The sequence below is a fragment of the Acinetobacter sp. 197 genome, assembly GCF_048148385.1.
Lineage (GTDB): Bacteria > Pseudomonadota > Gammaproteobacteria > Pseudomonadales > Moraxellaceae > Acinetobacter > Acinetobacter pecorum.
Genome location: NZ_JAYWZK010000004.1, coordinates 180,226 through 196,481 on the forward strand (window position 1 = coordinate 180,226; position 16,256 = coordinate 196,481).

At 40.7% G+C, this 16,256-nt stretch carries 13 protein-coding genes and 1 pseudogene; 9 read left to right on the top strand and 5 right to left on the bottom strand.

Annotated features, from left to right (window positions below; all coding sequences use genetic code 11):
* Positions 1-363: 363 nt before the first annotated feature.
* Positions 364-864, bottom strand: a complete 501-nt coding sequence (locus VXQ11_RS05995; RefSeq protein ID WP_064101534.1) for an Hsp20 family protein — start codon at positions 862-864, stop codon at positions 364-366.
* Positions 865-1,914: 1,050 nt separating this feature from the next.
* Positions 1,915-2,964: a Rieske 2Fe-2S domain-containing protein gene (locus VXQ11_RS06000; protein ID WP_416680135.1), complete on the bottom strand. Its 1,050-nt coding sequence runs from the start codon at positions 2,962-2,964 to the stop codon at positions 1,915-1,917.
* 310 nt (positions 2,965-3,274) lie between these two features.
* Between VXQ11_RS06000 and puuE the strand changes: the two genes are divergently transcribed.
* The 5 genes and pseudogenes from puuE (at position 3,275) to VXQ11_RS06025 (ending at position 7,428) form a co-directional block, all read left to right on the top strand.
* The gene (puuE, locus tag VXQ11_RS06005; protein ID WP_416705648.1) at positions 3,275-4,237 is read left to right on the top strand and encodes an allantoinase PuuE; all 963 of its coding nucleotides are present in this window, start codon (positions 3,275-3,277) and stop codon (positions 4,235-4,237) included.
* A 142-nt stretch (positions 4,238-4,379) separates the two neighbouring features.
* Entirely contained in the window at positions 4,380-4,883 is a 504-nt protein-coding gene (gene uraD / locus VXQ11_RS06010) for a 2-oxo-4-hydroxy-4-carboxy-5-ureidoimidazoline decarboxylase (protein ID WP_416705649.1), read from the top strand.
* Positions 4,880-5,200, top strand: coding sequence for a hydroxyisourate hydrolase (gene uraH / locus VXQ11_RS06015; RefSeq protein WP_064101530.1), 321 nt, complete (start codon positions 4,880-4,882; stop codon positions 5,198-5,200). The genes uraD and uraH overlap by 4 nt, the downstream gene beginning before the upstream one ends.
* Before the next feature lie 29 nt (positions 5,201-5,229).
* Positions 5,230-6,588 carry a nucleobase:cation symporter-2 family protein gene (locus VXQ11_RS06020; RefSeq protein ID WP_416705650.1) on the top strand — a complete coding sequence of 453 codons (1,359 nt, stop codon included), beginning with the start codon at positions 5,230-5,232 and terminating at the stop codon, positions 6,586-6,588.
* A 126-nt stretch (positions 6,589-6,714) separates the two neighbouring features.
* Positions 6,715-7,428: pseudogene (locus tag VXQ11_RS06025) on the top strand (outer membrane protein OmpK).
* Positions 7,429-7,485: 57 nt separating this feature from the next.
* Here the strand turns inward: VXQ11_RS06025 and VXQ11_RS06030 are convergent.
* Positions 7,486-7,983 carry an ureidoglycolate lyase gene (locus tag VXQ11_RS06030; protein ID WP_416705651.1) on the bottom strand — a complete coding sequence of 166 codons (498 nt, stop codon included), beginning with the start codon at positions 7,981-7,983 and terminating at the stop codon, positions 7,486-7,488.
* Positions 7,984-7,995: 12 nt separating this feature from the next.
* Positions 7,996-9,000, bottom strand: coding sequence for an allantoicase (gene alc, locus VXQ11_RS06035; protein ID WP_416705652.1), 1,005 nt, complete (start codon positions 8,998-9,000; stop codon positions 7,996-7,998).
* Between the two features lie 211 nt (positions 9,001-9,211).
* On the opposite strand from alc, the gene hpxO reads away from it, so the two are divergent.
* Complete coding sequence (gene hpxO, locus VXQ11_RS06040; protein ID WP_416705653.1) at positions 9,212-10,369, top strand: FAD-dependent urate hydroxylase HpxO; 1,158 nt, start codon at positions 9,212-9,214, stop codon at positions 10,367-10,369.
* An 80-nt stretch (positions 10,370-10,449) separates the two neighbouring features.
* Here the strand turns inward: hpxO and VXQ11_RS06045 are convergent, their stop codons facing one another.
* Entirely contained in the window at positions 10,450-11,373 is a 924-nt protein-coding gene (locus tag VXQ11_RS06045; protein WP_416705681.1) for a LysR family transcriptional regulator, read from the bottom strand.
* Positions 11,374-11,652: 279 nt separating this feature from the next.
* Between VXQ11_RS06045 and VXQ11_RS06050 the strand changes: the two genes are divergently transcribed.
* The 3 genes from VXQ11_RS06050 to VXQ11_RS06060 all read left to right on the top strand — a co-directional run bounded on the left by VXQ11_RS06050 (position 11,653) and on the right by VXQ11_RS06060 (position 16,247).
* Positions 11,653-12,708 (top strand): aromatic ring-hydroxylating oxygenase subunit alpha, encoded by a 1,056-nt coding sequence (locus VXQ11_RS06050; protein WP_191731368.1) that lies wholly within the window; start codon positions 11,653-11,655, stop codon positions 12,706-12,708.
* A gap of 716 nt (positions 12,709-13,424) precedes the next feature.
* Entirely contained in the window at positions 13,425-14,525 is a 1,101-nt protein-coding gene (locus VXQ11_RS06055; protein WP_416705654.1) for a BMP family ABC transporter substrate-binding protein, read from the top strand.
* Positions 14,526-14,645: 120 nt separating this feature from the next.
* The gene (locus tag VXQ11_RS06060) at positions 14,646-16,247 is read left to right on the top strand and encodes an ABC transporter ATP-binding protein (RefSeq protein WP_416705655.1); all 1,602 of its coding nucleotides are present in this window, start codon (positions 14,646-14,648) and stop codon (positions 16,245-16,247) included.
* Positions 16,248-16,256: the final 9 nt, after the last annotated feature.

Consider the following 16,256-nt stretch of genomic DNA (forward strand, 5'->3'; position numbering starts at 1 on the left):
GCGTTACGTGCGGACACCGTAAATCTGAATAAATCAATGTGCCATGAAGTCCAGACCAGTGAAAGCCAGAGTTTAAGAATTGACAGCCAAATTGAACGATTTGTTGTTGTGATCAATTGAGTGATATTAATCACACTTTCTTATAAGTCAGTGATCGGATTTATGAAATTTAGGGGTGATTATCTTGTTAAAAAGTGATCTAATCAGTCTCACAATAACAATAAATAATTATAAAAAATCAGAGGTAGGGAAGATTTAACTCTCTAATTCTTGAACATAAAAAGAATTAAAATAAAGAATTAGAGAGTTATGCTTTTCCTGACAGATGAGTCCTAAGCTACACCAGGAACCGAAAATTTTAAGTTATTCCGCTTTAGACTGTGATTGAGATTCCGAGTTAGAGTCTGCTTTAGAGTCATCTAACATCTTCTGTTCATTAGACTTACGCCCAATTGGAATTTGACGTGACATATTTTCTTCATCAATGTTGCGTTTCAAGTCTATGGTTAGTAAACCATTTTCATAATTGGCCTGTTGTACTTCCATATTATCATCTAAACGCAGCGATAGTTTGAATGACCGCTTAGAGATTCCTTTATGTAAAAATTCAACCGTAGATTCTGAGCTTTCTTCTTCAACATTCCCAGTTATAACCAATAATTGATTTTCTACATTAATTTGAAGCTGATCTTCATTGAATCCTGCCGTAGCAACAGAAATGCGATAATCATTTTCTCCTACCTTTTCAACATTATAATAGGGATAATTAGGCGTAACTGTTTGCAGGGCATAGTCGAATAAATCATTGAAACGATCAAAACCCATGCTTCTGCGTAATAGTGGTGAAAGATTTGAATTGCTCATCAAAAGTTCTCCAAAAAAATATTAGAACCAGTATTTTTATACTGATATTCATAGATTTAATAAATACAGATAGAAAGCAATATCTAAAAATATTAGATTGCCTTTAATTAATATAAGGTAATAATATTTATACTCAATAATTTTAATGTTTAATAAAACATAATTTTGTAATATTTCTTATTAAATAATATTTATTGATTCCCTATTGAATTTAAAAATTTATTTAAAAAAAATTTATTAATTTTATTCATTTAAATCAATAGCTTTAATCTTAAATAAATATTTATTAAAATATTAAAAAATAATTTTTTATTATTATCAATAATTTAATTAAATATAGATCTCGATTTTATATAAAAAATTATTTCCAATGCACTCACATTTATTTATTTTTAAAAAAAGATGATGGCCTACAAAACATTCGTATCTAAAAATAAATCGGAATTTTTATTCAACACTTTAATTAATAAATAATATTAATTTTAAAATAAACAAATGTCTTATCATTATAATTATTATTAAATTAATTTTTTATATTTAAAAAATCACGACTTGAGTTTCTTGGTTTTTATTTTATAATTTATATTACTCTACATACTATAAGATGTAATTAAAGCAATACTTTTCTTTTAAATCTGCATTCTTAGCGAGTAAACCAAAGCCCTGATGAGGGAGGAAAAATATCCTCATTTTTTTGCAATATCTTTTTATACATACGAATCGGAACGACTTAATCCAAAAATGATGGGGAAGTTGGTGAAATTGGTCTAGCTCATAAGAGTGAAGTGAACGTGGCTATATTAATACAGCAATTACTGGCTCACTTAACAAGGAGTGGTTGGAAACTCAGTTACTGTCTGTTCAGCAAGCAACGCTCATAGTTTTTTTAGTTCGGAACACATATTATGCTCGGAAACAATTCAATCCGCTAAAGTCAGATAAGGCACTTATGACACAGGCCCATCCTGGAAAAGTACTGTGGAGGGTTATAGCGGAAAAAGAGACATATTGAAAAATCTGTCTCAAGTCGCTGCTCTTGTACTTAAATTTCTACATTGCAAATAATGGACTAAATCCCTGTTTGCGTAACAATTTCCGATACATGCTTGAACTCCGATCTGCCGGAAAATGCGCTTCTAAAGATAAGTCCAAAGGTAAATATTCAGGTTTCTGGTTTTCCACAATGACACGATCTTCTTCAAAGATTTTCATATTAAATGCATAGGCATCTTCAACCGGTAAATCTTTATCATAATTGCGGCAAATAGGTGCAAAAAGTCGTGTTGAACGTGCAGTCATCGGTGAAGCCGCATTCATGATGACCTGCTTGGCATTATTCGGAAAATGAATCGTAAGGGTTGCAGTAAAGGGTAGGCTGACTTCGAAATGACGTAACCATTTAAAATCTTCTTGGCCACGCTGCTCGATTCCGATCGGATAACGTCCTACACTGCTGATGTAATCTGCGTTAAAACCGACCTCTGTTTCTGTCGTACTATACTCAGGAACTTCTACATCGTCCGGATCGCCAAAAGTATCTGGATGCACCCAGGCAAAATGTGCCACATCAATAAAACCTTCGAGCTGTCTTCCTGCAAAACATTGAATGTCTATCTGAGGACAGACCAGTTGCTGATACTCAGCATCATCCCAAAAAGGCATATGAGGAATATGAGGTTCTGCATCTTTTGTGGCACTTAACGAACACCAGATCAGACCATATTTTTCTACCGCAGCATAAGTTTTTAGATGGAAGCGCTCCGATATTTTATGCTGAGGATGGGCAGGAATACGGTTGCATTTACCTTCACTGCCAAAGCGTAAACCGTGATAACGACACACCACGCCCTGGCCGTCATTTTTCCCCAAGCTTAAAGGTACACCGCGATGCGGACATGCATCTTTCGCCACCACCAGTTCATCGTTCATTTTATAAATCACCAGCGGCATATCAAGCAGCATGCTACTTGTTGGCTGGTCTGTAATATCACGCGCAAGAGCAATCGGATACCAGTGCTGAGCCAAGAGATGCCAGTCATGTTCCTCGAATGTCATATGGACTGGTAAGTCGGGACTAAAAGTGGCGATATTTGTATTCATGGTGGATTCTGTTTCGTGACCTTTAGCTGGACTATAAAACAGCAATGTGTTCTATGAAATTTCAATTAACAGGACACAGGATTGCGTAAATCAGAACACTGACCGGCGATTGAAAACAAATAAACATCTTTCCAGTTTTTTTATATTCAACCACGCAAATATTGAGGTGGGATATTTCTAAGCTTAAATCTCGCTGAAAATATTTTTTTAAAAAGCGTGCTCTCAGTTTCAATGCTCTACTTTGGCGCATAAATTGCTTATCACGCGTATAGACCATTGATCATTTACTCAGAATCCACAAGGAATTGATGTGACGACTAGCTACTTACGCGGACAAGAACTTATCGAGAGCATTCGCAGTGCACCTTATTCGCGTGACCTGATTGGTTATCATGGCGAACCACCAAAAGTGCAATGGCCAAACGGCGCGCGTGTCGCGGTACAGTTTGTGCTGAATTATGAAGAAGGTGGTGAAAACCACATTGAACATGGTGATACGGGGTCAGAACAGTTTTTATCTGAAATCATCGGTGCTGCCAGCTTTCCAGACAAACATATGTCGATGGATTCGATGTACGAATATGGTTCACGTGCAGGCTTCTGGCGGATTCATCAGGAGTTCCAGAAACGTGGTTTGCCGATAACTATCTTTGGAGTCGGTATGGCCTTAATACGTAATCCTTATGTGGTCGAGGCGATTAAATCAGCTCATTATGATGTGGTTTCACATGGGCAGCGCTGGCTACATTATCAGGACATGCCGCTTGAACTTGAACGTCAGTATATGGATCAGGCGATCAGTGTTCTGGAAAGCCTGTTTGGTGAAGCGCCTATTGGGTGGTATACCGGTCGGGACAGTCCAAACACCCGTCAACTTCTGGCTGAATTTCCTCACATCAAATATGACGGTGATTACTATGGAGATGACTTGCCATTTTGGAGCACCTTGACCAATCAGGCAGGGGAAACACGTCCGCATTTGATTATTCCTTATAGCCTGGATAGCAATGACATGAAATTCAGTTCACCTGGCGGTTTTAATAGCGGGAAACAGTTTTATCAATATCTCAAAGATGCTTTTGATGTGCTCTATGCCGAAGGTGAAACTGCGCCAAAAATGCTGTCGATTGGCATGCACTGCCGTATTTTAGGACGGCCGGGACGTTTTAAAGCACTACAAAGGTTTCTGGACTACATTCAAAATCATGACAAGGTCTGGATTTGCCGCCGTGGGGATATTGCCGAGCACTGGTATAACCATCATGCGCCATAATCATAAAATATGTTTGGAAATATCAGTTTAAATGCTCTTTTTTGAGTCATGTACTTTATGAAAATCATGAAAACTCAGCTTTGGCACTATTATTGCAAAACTTGCCTTAAATAATCATTCCAGATAATCAGGCGATTGAATAGTGCAACTCTTTGAATTTAATCAAGCATCAGCAGAAGATGCGATGATCTTTTTAAAGCACTGTGTGCAAATACCCAGCTGGTCGAGCGAGCTTGTCGCAAAGCGTCCTTATGCATCGCTTGAGGAGGTTTTGAGTGCAGCGCAACAACAAACGGCGACCTGGAGTTGGGATGAAATTAAAACTGCACTGGATAATCATCCCCGTATAGGTGAAAAACAGGCACAGGCTGAATTAAGTGAAATAGAAAAAGACTTTTCCCATCATGAACAATCCGGCATTGCCGCAGATGATGATACCCGGCTTGCACTGCTTAAAGGCAATCTTGCCTATGAAAAAAAATATGGGTTTATCTTTCTGATCAAAGCCGCTGGATTGAGCAGTGAAGACGTTCTTCACGCCCTGACATCTCGCTTGCTGAATGATCCAGAGATTGAGAAATGTATTGTGCATCAACAACTGGCAGAAATTGCCTTGTCACGACTGGCTCAGGAGCTTCATGCATGATTAGCACACATATTCTGGATACGCATCTGGGAAAACCTGCAACAGACGTGGTCGTTCGACTATTTTCAGAAGACGGTCGCCTGATCAGGGAAGCAAAAACCAATACAGACGGCCGCGTCAGTGATTTTGGCATGGTCGATTTAAACACAGGTATCTATAGTCTTGAGTTTTTTACATCTGCCTATTTTGAAGGTTTGGGATTAGAAACTTTTTTTCCTAAAGCAGTCATTCATTTTTATATAAAAGATGCATCCCAGCATTTTCATATTCCTTTACTGATCAGCCCATTCGCGTACTCCACATATCGCGGAAGCTGATTTTATATTTTGACTTTGAGGTGAGAAAAATGACAGAACAAAGTAAAACAATATCACCTGAACATGAATATTTAGGTGCGGGAAAAAGTGCAGCTTATGGTTTGCAACACGTACTGACCATGTATGGCGGAATTATCGCACCGCCTTTAATCGTGGGAACGGCAGCCGGCCTAGAAGCCTATCAAATTGGATTATTGATTGCGGCGGCGCTATTTGTCGGTGGTTTAGCCACAATTTTGCAAACCGTTGGGGTGAAATATATTGGCGCGAAATTACCTTTGGTGCAGGGAGTTTCTTTTGCCGGGGTTGCGACGATGGTGGCGATTGTGACTACAGGCGGTGGTTTGCAAGCCGTCTACGGTGCAGTCATTGTCGCCTCATTGATCGGTTTTTTTCTGGCACCTTATTTTTCCAAAATTATCCGTTTCTTTCCTCCTGTAGTGACCGGCTGCGTCATTACTATCATTGGTTTGTCTTTATTACCTGTAGCAGTCCGCTGGATGATGGGCGGCAATCCCAAGTCATCAGAATGGGGAAGTGTTGAAAATATTGGTCTGGCACTGATGACATTGGCTTTAGTGATTTGCCTGAATTTAAGCCGACATGCTGCTATTCGTCGCTTGTCTATTTTACTGGCAATTGTTTTAGGTTCAGTACTGGCTTATTTATTCGGTTTTGGTGATTTCTCTAAAGTTGCGAATGGAACATGGATCCAGGTGCCCAGCTTCTTCGCCTTTGGACTACCGACTTTTGAGGTCACTGCCATTATTTCCATGCTCATCGTTACTCTCGTGATTATGACCGAAACCACAGCAGATATCATTGCAGTGGGTGAGATTGTAGGTACCCAAGTGGATGCGGATCGTATCTCGAATGGCTTGCGTGCCGATATGTTATCGAGTGCGGTGGCACCGGTTTTTGGTTCCTTCATGCAAAGTGCTTTTGCGCAAAATGTGGGTTTAGTAGCTATTACCGGAATTAAAAGCCGATTTGTGGTCGCTGCGGGCGGCATGATTTTAGTCGTGCTGGGTTTACTGCCAATTATGGGGCGTTTGATTGCCGCAATTCCTGTACCTGTACTGGGCGGTGCGGGTCTGGTGCTTTTTGGAACCGTTGCTGCGAGCGGAATTCGTACCTTGGCTAAAATTGATTATAACGAGCAAAAAAATCTTATCATTGTCGCGACGGCCATTGCAGCAGGCATGATTCCAATTATTGATCATTCCTTTTATGCCAACTTTCCAAAATGGGTGCAAACCTTATTTCATTCGGGGATCAGTTCAACCTGCTTAATGGCCATTTTACTCAACCTGTTATTCAATCATCTAAACTTATTTAAAAATAAAAGTACGGCAACAGCCAAAGTTGTGGCAAAGCTTCCACATTAGAAAGTTTAAACCAGATTGTAAGCAGCCCGGAAAATGGGCTATTTTTTTATCAAAAATTAAAAAAGTTGGCTTTGTTCTTGCTTAATTCAAAACGTGATTTTTTCATTCCACTGGGGACCCTTATTTATGAAATTCACTCAACTTACGGCTGCAACATTACTTGTATTAGGTGCGGCATCCGCACAGGCAAAACCGGTCTGGCAAGACTTCAGTGTCACCGGACTTTATGGGGAAAACTATGAGGTGGTCGATGAAAAACAGGCGACTGCCACCTTTGAGTATGTGGCAAAAGTAAAATATGCAGATGTATTTTTCTTCATTGACCGCATGCGTGGTGCAGATGATGTTAAATCCAGTTATTTTGAGTTTTCACCACGATTAAGTTTGGGTGAAATATCAGGCCAGAAGCTTGCCTTTGGTCCGGTTAAAGACGTATTGATTGCAACAACCTGGGAAGGTGGCGAGGGTTTTGATAACTTCCTGTATGGGGTAGGTTTCGATCTGGATATTCCATATTTCCGTTATGCTGGCATTCATCTTTATCGAGCTAATAATGAGAGTATTGATGATGATTACCAGTTGACACTCACCTATGCCGTGCCATTCAAGCTGGGTACTGAAGAATTCCTGGTGGATGGCTTCCTGGATTAGTCAACAGCAGAAGAAGATCATAAAAGCGAAATGAACTGGACGACACAATGGAAATGGAATGTTGGCAAACACATTTCGCCAGAAACTAACCTGTATCTGGGGATTGAACATTCTGTCTGGAACAATAAATTCGGAATCCCGAATGCTGATGAAAATAATGTCAGTGCTTTGGTGAAATATCACTTCTAGGCAAAGTGATGAAGAAATAAGTTAAAAGCCCTGATAATAAGGGCTTTTTTAATAAGCTTAAAATACGATCTGGATGCTTTCAGAAAAAGGATGAACATCACAGTTTGATCCGCTACCTATACGATCCACTACCACAAACTCACTGGGGGCTTCAAGCGTCAATAAAGGATGATGCCAGGTTCCGGCACGATAATTCACGCCTTGCGAACCATCACTGATAAATGCCTGAATCTGACTAATATCGGGCTGTGTATGATCAAGTTCAGGCGCTACAACGATTAAAAATTGCTGGCCATGCATTGGAATAAAAGCCTGTGATCCTAAAGGATGCCTTTCCAGCATTGAGATATGAAAAGGAATTGTCGTGGCTTGTATATTTCTAAAAATACTCATTCCGACCTTGGTATCACTTTCTACTTCAGCCAAAGCATGATAACGCTCAGTCTGCTGCTCATTGATATGAAAATAATGATTACCCTGACAGGCAATGACTTCTCCAAAAGGCAGAAAACTTTCAGTGCTTAAAGACTGTATTTTTATACTTTGCATAGACATATCATTCATCCTTCAAGCCAATTTACCCCAGAGTCGAATCCGACTGATGCCACCGTCCGGAATCATGTTGACACGAATATGGGAAATTTTTTCGTGCTGTAAAATTTTATTGATGTAATGATGAATATGATCCATTTGCATGGACTGGGCTTCTAACAAAAAAGGCCAGAACATGCTTTGTGGAATGAGTTGCTCATCGGTTGCATCCTCAACATAGATGGCTTGAATAGAAACCTCGGCAGGGAAGTTACCTTTAAAATGGGCGGTATCAATTTCAATTTTCTCGATTCGGGCACTCGATCCTAAAGCCAAAATGCACCAGTCAAAACCTGGGGCACGACGCCGTTTGGTTTCCCAGCCATCGCCCATATTAATGCCACGCCCCGGATTAATCAGGTTGCGTGGATGTCCAAAATGCGCATCGCTATAAGCAATGACACGGCCACCATGTTCGAGTGCCAAGACATCTAGCACTTGATCACGATCTTGCAGATCGATTTTTACCTGGCCATAGACCTTAAAACGTGCAATCCCACCGTCAGGATAAATATTCAAACGGACATGGGTAAATATCTGCTTTGCTGAAATCTGAAAAATATGATGTTGACTGGGTCCCAGGACATTATTTTCCAGAATGCTGATCCATTCTGCCTGATCAAGATTTCCATCTGGCGCATAACATGCTTGCACAGCAGCAGAGGCCGGATAATTGCCGCTAAAAAAAGTCGTATCAATATCCAGTGCCTGGATTTGACCTGTAACAGCAAGTTTAATGATGGCCCAATCATAGCCCGCGTGGCGCTTGCGACGGGTTTCCCAGCCATCCATCCATTTGCCATGCTCATCAAACTTGTCTTCGATAAAGACCGGTGCCTCAAACTGCAACATGCGTTTCGCTTCAGCAAAAAACTCATCTGAACATTCAAGAATTTCTGCGCCAATTCGCGCATCTGCAAGGTTAGTTAACTGCTGTACTGGAGCAGGCAGATCAAAAATTGGAGCTAATAAGGTCGCCATCTTAAATTTCCATCATCATTGTTATACGTCACATGAATATGCACTTTTATAAACTCAGATTTGATTCTGTATTTATAAAAACAGGACATTGAAGGAATTTAAAAGCACAGCGTATGCCAACTTTCGCAATTTTTTTAGTGCATTTTTTTCAAGGATGGCACGTTTTTAGCATTTTAGCTGGCAATGAAGGTGAAATAGCCAGGAGAAATAGATGGAAATTGCAATTATTGGGGCAGGCATGGGCGGATTAACCACAGGAATTGCACTAAAAAAGTTCGGACATCGGGTCACAATCTATGAGCAGGCAGAACAGATTTTACCTGTCGGTGCTGCAATTTCCTTGTGGTCAAACGGGGTGAAGTGTTTGAATTATTTAGGTCTAACTGAGCAGGTGGCAAAGTTAGGTGGCCAGATGAATGACTTAGCCTATATCGATGGTTTGAATGGTGAGGTCATGACGCAGTTTAGTTTGGCGCCGTTAATTGAAGAAGTCGGCCAACGTCCATATCCGGTATCGCGTGCTGAATTACAAAATATGTTAATGGATGCGTTTGGCCGGCAGGATATTCAGCTCGGTAAAAAAATGGTGTCTATTGAGGATAAGGGGCAACACGTCGAAATCGGTTTTCAGGATGGCAGCACTGCTTCTGCAGCATTATTGATTGGCGCAGATGGTACCCATTCCATAACGCGTCAGTATGTCTTGGGCAAACAGGTTGAGCGTCGTTATGCCGGTTATGTGAACTGGAACGGACTGGTTGAGATCTCTGAAGATTTAGCGCCTGCACAGCAGTGGACCACTTTTGTCGGTGAAGGCAAACGTGCTTCACTGATGCCTGTGGCAGAGCATCGCTTTTATTTCTTCTTTGATGTGCCGTTACCCGCAGGTCTGGAAAATCAGCGTTCGGAATATAAAACCTTATTAAAGCAGTATTTCTCTGGCTGGTGCCCACAGGTTCAATGCCTGATTGACAGTATTGATGAACAGAAAACCAATCGCGTCGAAATCCATGATATTGAGCCTTTTACCCAGTTTTATAAGGGCCGTGTGGTAATCTTAGGGGATGCGGCACATAGCACCACACCGGATATCGGGCAGGGAGGTTGCCAGGCAATGGAAGATGCGGTCTATCTGGCACGTGCCTTACAAATTAATACGCTAGGTCTGGAAGATGCCCTGAAACGCTATCAGAATAAACGCAATGAACGCGCCAATGAATTGCTGCTACGTGCACGTAAGCGTTGTGATGTCACGCATATGAAAGATGAACAAATTACCCAAGACTGGTATGCAGACCTACGGAAAGAGCAAGGCCCACATATTATGAAAGGCATTATTAGCAATATTGTGGGTAATCCATTGGATTAAAAACAGTTAATTTCAGCATTAATATTAAATAAAAGCCGCGATTTTAGTCATCGCGGTTTTTTTATTTAAGTATGAAAATACTACAGTTGCTGCACCTTGCTTTTTAAGGCTTCCATTTGTTCAATAATATGTTTGATCATCAACTGGGAAACGCGTGAAATCTGGCGTTTAGGCGCCACACAGAGGGCAATGGTCAGCGGATGCAGCCCTTTTTCAGTGACAGGTTTAAAGACCACTTCATCTCGCTCGACATAGGGTAAAACATCGAGATAACTAAAAATTCCAATCCCGGAATTCGCCTTAATGAGAGTATTCATCAGACGGATATCATTCGATTCCGTTTTACGTGCAGGTATAAATTGATGATGTTTATACAGTGCCTGTACATAATCATGAATAATCAGGGGTTCGGCCGGAATAAAATGGTTGTCATTCAAGGTATCGGAAAAACAGATCTTTTCTGCTTGAGCAAGAGGATGTGATTTACCCATCACAAAACCTAAAGGCAGTTCCAGAAAATGAAGGACTTCAATATGTTGATGGGACTTTGGATTCAGGATCAGGCCAAAATCCAGTTCTGCCTCAATCACTTTTTTGGCTATGATTTCACTGTCTGCGACCCGGATATTAAAATTAATCCAGGGATAATGTTCATACATATATTGCACGGACTGCATGACAAAACCATCATTTAAGGCAGAAATTAAACCAAATTCGATGGTTCCACGTGTAAGCCCCTGAATTTCATCAAAGCGAATCCGGGTTTGCTGGAATTCTTTTTGCCATTTTATAACATCGGCATAGAGCAATTCGCCCGCCAGTGTCAGTTTTAAACCATTGGGCAAACGCTCAAATAACACAATTCCCAGTTCTTCTTCAGCCAAAGCAATTTGCCGATGTACTGCAGACACGGAAATGAATAATTGATCTGCGGCCTTGCGTAAACTTCCCGTTTTCGCCACCGCGATAAAATATTCTGAAAATCGGGAAAAAGGCGTATTCATTAATTTAGTCAAGCGAAGAACCACCGTTTATTCATATCAATATTTGAGATAAACGTGTTTATGCGAGTTTTATGCCAAAGAAGGCAGCTTTAATCGGCAAATACATTTGTACAGGGTTGATGTGTTCTAATTTTAAGAATGAATAGTACGAATCATTCTAATAGACAGAATGACAATAAATTAAGTAATTTCAATCATAAGCAAAGCCAAAATTGCACAGTTCTGCAATGTTCAAGGCCTGTAAAAAGAGACCATCTACAGTAAGAATATAGGTTTGATATGAACGCCATTCCAGTCATCAATTTATTCAACAAACCCTGCTATAGCCAGTTTGATGATCAGGACTGGGAAATTCTGGCTCGTCACTGGTATCCGGTTGCACGGATTCAGGACGTTTCTATCCAACCGCAACAAGTAACCCTGCTTGATGTCAAACTGGCATTGTACAAAACAGAAAGTGGCGATATTCATCTGGTCCGTGATCTCTGTCCACATCGGGGTGTACCCTTAACCAAAGGCTGGGTTTCGGGTGAAAACTTGGTCTGTCCATATCATGGTCTACACTACAATGGCCAGGGAAAATGTATCAAAATTCCTGCACAACCTGAGCTGACCAACATTTCTGAGCGCTTTTCTCTGACTAAATTTCCTGTAGTGGAAAAATATGGCTTGATCTGGACCAGTATTTTTAGCCGTGACGAAGCAAAAGCCAATTTTCCTGTTTTAGATACCTGGGAGGTGCCAGATCATCAGGCAATTTTACCGCGGTTTGTGGATATTGCCGGTTCGAGTGGACGTCAACTGGAAGGCTTTATTGATGTTGCACATTTTGCCTGGGTTCATCAGGGTTCTTTCGCGGATCCTGAAAATCAGGTTGTACCCAAATACACGACAGAACGTACAGATTACGGCCTGCATACCGAATATGTCAGCAGTGTCAGCAACTATCCACATGGTATGCAAGATCTGGCACCGGAAGGCTTTTTATGGAAACGTGTATTTGATGTCTATCCGCCGTTTTCTGCAGTACTTACCGTACATTTCCCAGAACAGGGACAATTAAAAATTCTCAATGCCTGTTGCCCGGTCTCACACAATAAAACCCGTTTATTTGTGCCACTGACACGCAACTTCGATACCACAGGAGATCTACAAGCGGTATATGACTTCAATGCACAAATTTTTGCCGAAGATCAGGACATGGTGGAAAGCCAGAAACCTGAAGAATTACCGCTCGATATTTCCATGGAAGCGCATTTTGAAGCAGATCGTTCTTCAACGACCTACCGTCGCATCTTAGCTGAGTGGGGATTAAGTAAACGTTATGTTGTCTAATATATCTTAAAATTTAAAAATATGGATTAAATTTTGAATAAAAACCCTATATTTTAATATAGTGGTTTTTATTTATATTTCTTTAAATGATAAAAATATTATTTATACCTCCTTATTCTTTAATTAAAATTGATTAATATTGTCAAAATTTGGAAATTAAATAAATCCAGGCAAGCTCCGATTAGCGAGTTCCCACCTCCTTCAATAAGGAGAGAAAAGAACAATATCTGTAGAACATCATCCTTCCGGCGCATTACAAGCTAGATCCAACTATCAAAAAAAACTATTAATCTATTTAAATATTAATGATTTATATCAAAAACAATTCCATTCCCTCAATGAGTCTCAATACATGATTCTATCATTACATTTATATTTGCTCATGAAAAATATGAAGCTTGGATTAAAAAAGAAATGCGCAAATTTAAGGCATTTTATTTTATCGCACCACTAATAAACAAAAATAGAAAATAAATCCATTTTATAAATTAAATTTGCTATCAATTATAAAATAAGCTTTTGTAAATTTAATATCATCACATTTTAATTAAACAATAAAAACAAAAACATTTTATTTTAAAAGCCTATTTTTATTATTTTTGATAAAAACTGGAATGCTTATTGCTAATTATATATTGAACAGACTGAGCGCATTTGAGTGAAGTCATTTTTAAAGCATGTGTTGCATGACACAAAACAACCAAGAGCAGAATAGAATGAAAGAAAAAAATAATTTGAAAACCGGATTGAAAAAATTGGTAGGGGTGTTAATGGCAAGCGGTGTAATGAGCATGGCCGCTGTCGCGAATGTTCAGGCCCAAGATAAAGCCGCATTTGTTTATATTGGCCCAACCAGTGACCATGGCTGGACCTATTCTCATGATCAAGGCCGGATTAAGGCTGAAAAAACCCTCGCAGGAAAATATAAAACCTCTTATATCGAAAATGTCCCTGAAACAGCAGATGCCGAACGGGTGATCCGTAACCTGGCGCAGCAAGGCAATAAAGTTATTTTTGCGACTTCATTTGGTTATATGAATGCAATGGAGAAAGTATCCAGGCAATTTCCAAATACCGTATTTATGCATGCAACCGGTTATAAGCAGGGCAAAAATTTAGGGGTATATGACGTACGCACCTATGAAGGTGCTTATATGCTGGGTGTGGTCGCCGGTCAAAAAACCAAAAATAATGTATTGGGCGTAGTTGCGTCTTTTCCGATTCCTGAAGTTATCCGTAATATCAATGCCTATACCCTCGGTGCACAAAGTGTAAATCCAAAAATTAAAACCAAAGTCATTTGGGTGAATTCATGGTTTAACCCGGGCAAAGAACGTGACGCAGCCTTGGCCTTGATTGCTCAAGGCGCGGATGTACTGATGCAAAATACCGATTCTCCGGCAGTGGTACAGGCGGCTGAACAAAAAGGTGTCTTTGCTTTTGGCTGGGACTCTGACATGAGTAAATTTGGCCCTAAAGCGCATCTTGCTGCCTCGGTTTTACATTGGGAAAAAATCTACACTCCGGTAATGACGCAAGTCAGCAATAAAACCTGGAAACCCAGTGCAATGTGGTATGGCGTAAAACAAAAAGCAGTAAATATTGAAAGCTTTGGTCCTTCAGTATCTGCAGCCTCTAAAGCAAAAGCACTCAGCGTACGTGACGGTATTTTAAAAGGCACATTGCATCCATTTACCGGCCCGATTCATAAACAGGATGGCACATTGGTCTTGGCAAAGGGCAAGCGCCTAGATGATGCGGCACTAAGCAAAATGAATTACTACGTGAAGGGCGTAGAGGGTTCATTACCGAAATAAAGCTTTGTCATTTTGCAATTCAAAAAACTTTAAATACTTTGATGTACTTTCCCGCATCCATCTGAATGCCTGCACGCTTCAGATGGATGCCGCACTGTCACAGCATTGAATAGGGCACTGATGATGACCTCTCAACACGATAGATCTGCTCATGCGCAAGAGTTGAACGCACGTTCTTCTTCAGGTGTACCGCGTTTACAGCTCATCAATATCTGTAAAAGTTACAATTCATTGAAAGCGAATGACCAGATACATTTAACCGTTCAACCTGGGCAAATTCATGCCATTTTGGGTGAAAATGGTGCTGGCAAAAGTACTCTGATGAAAATCATTTATGGGGCAACCAAGGCCAATCAGGGACAGATCCTCTGGAATGGTAAAGAAGTTCATATTGATAATCCGTCGATGGCAAGAAAGCTCGGGATTGGCATGGTCTATCAGCATTTTTCTTTGTTTGAAACCTTGACCGTGGTGGAGAATATTTCGCTGGGACTGGATGAAAAGATTCCTTTAAAAGCTCTAAGTCAAAAAATTATTGCAGTCTCAGAACAATATGGTTTACCGATTGATCCACGCCGCGAAGTACATTCTTTATCGGTAGGTGAGCGGCAACGTGTCGAAATTATTCGTTGCCTTTTACAAAACCCGGCTTTAATCATTTTAGACGAACCCACCTCGGTACTGACACCACAAGCGGTACGGCAACTGTTTAAGACCTTGCGTTTATTGGCCTCCCAAGGCGTTTCAATTTTATATATCAGTCATAAATTACATGAGATTAAAGAACTCTGTGATGAAGCGACCATCTTGCGCAATGGCCGTGTGACCGGAAATATTAATCCCAAAGACAACAGCACCAGTGATTTAGCGCGCTTAATGATTGGCCGTGATTTACCGACCTATGTACGCCCTGAATATACAGGTGAAAAACAGGTGCTGTTTCAGGTCGAGAATCTCAATTACCAGTCCGATGATCCATTTGGCGTGTCGCTGAAAAATATCAATTTAAATATTTGTGCCGGTGAAATTGTAGGAATCGCTGGGATTTCCGGCAATGGGCAAGCAGAATTGCTGTCTTTATTGTCGGGTGAAAATAGCCTGAAACATGGCAGGATGGTTCTGGATCAAATCGATATTTCCCGATTCAGTCCTGGACAACGGCGTGACTTGGGTCTGGGCTTTGTACCTGAAGAACGTCTTGGACGCGGTGCAGTCCCGAACATGACGCTGTCCCAGAATGCCTTGCTGACTGCATTTCGGCAGAATCTGACGCAATGGGGATTAATCAAGTTTGCACAATGTAAGCTTTTTGCCCAGCACTGTATTGAAAAATTCGGGGTGAAAGCCAGTGGCCCAGAGGCAGAAGCACGTTCCTTGTCCGGTGGAAATCTACAAAAATTTATTGTCGGCCGGGAAATTCTGCAAAACCCGAAATTCCTGATTGTGGCCCAACCGACCTGGGGCGTAGATGTCGGCGCGTCCATGTTTATCCGGCAAACCCTGATTGATCTCTCTCGACAAGGTGTTGCCATTTTGGTGATTTCAGAAGAACTCGAAGAGCTGTTTGAAATCAGTGATCGTCTCTGCGTATTGGCCAATGGTGAACTATCTCCAGCCATACCTACTCATGGAACCAATACTGAGAATGTTGGAGTCTTGATGTCAGGTATTCCAAGCCATGACACTGCGATCATAGTAGAGGAGCAGCAGGCTCATGCTTAATACAGTCAA

Bases quoted from the DNA above. Each gene is read 5' to 3' on its own strand.
- VXQ11_RS05995 (WP_064101534.1), bottom strand. From the start codon at position 864: ATGAGCAATTCAAATCTTTCACCACTATTACGCAGAAGCATGGGTTTT.
- VXQ11_RS06000 (WP_416680135.1), bottom strand. From the start codon at position 2,964: ATGAATACAAATATCGCCACTTTTAGTCCCGACTTACCAGTCCATATG.
- uraH (WP_064101530.1), top strand. From the start codon at position 4,880: ATGATTAGCACACATATTCTGGATACGCATCTGGGAAAACCTGCAACA.
- VXQ11_RS06020 (WP_416705650.1), top strand. From the start codon at position 5,230: ATGACAGAACAAAGTAAAACAATATCACCTGAACATGAATATTTAGGT.
- VXQ11_RS06030 (WP_416705651.1), bottom strand. From the start codon at position 7,983: ATGTCTATGCAAAGTATAAAAATACAGTCTTTAAGCACTGAAAGTTTT.
- alc (WP_416705652.1), bottom strand. From the start codon at position 9,000: ATGGCGACCTTATTAGCTCCAATTTTTGATCTGCCTGCTCCAGTACAG.
- hpxO (WP_416705653.1), top strand. From the start codon at position 9,212: ATGGAAATTGCAATTATTGGGGCAGGCATGGGCGGATTAACCACAGGA.
- VXQ11_RS06045 (WP_416705681.1), bottom strand. From the start codon at position 11,373: ATGAATACGCCTTTTTCCCGATTTTCAGAATATTTTATCGCGGTGGCG.
- VXQ11_RS06050 (WP_191731368.1), top strand. From the start codon at position 11,653: ATGAACGCCATTCCAGTCATCAATTTATTCAACAAACCCTGCTATAGC.
- VXQ11_RS06055 (WP_416705654.1), top strand. From the start codon at position 13,425: ATGAAAGAAAAAAATAATTTGAAAACCGGATTGAAAAAATTGGTAGGG.
- VXQ11_RS06060 (WP_416705655.1), top strand. From the start codon at position 14,646: ATGATGACCTCTCAACACGATAGATCTGCTCATGCGCAAGAGTTGAAC.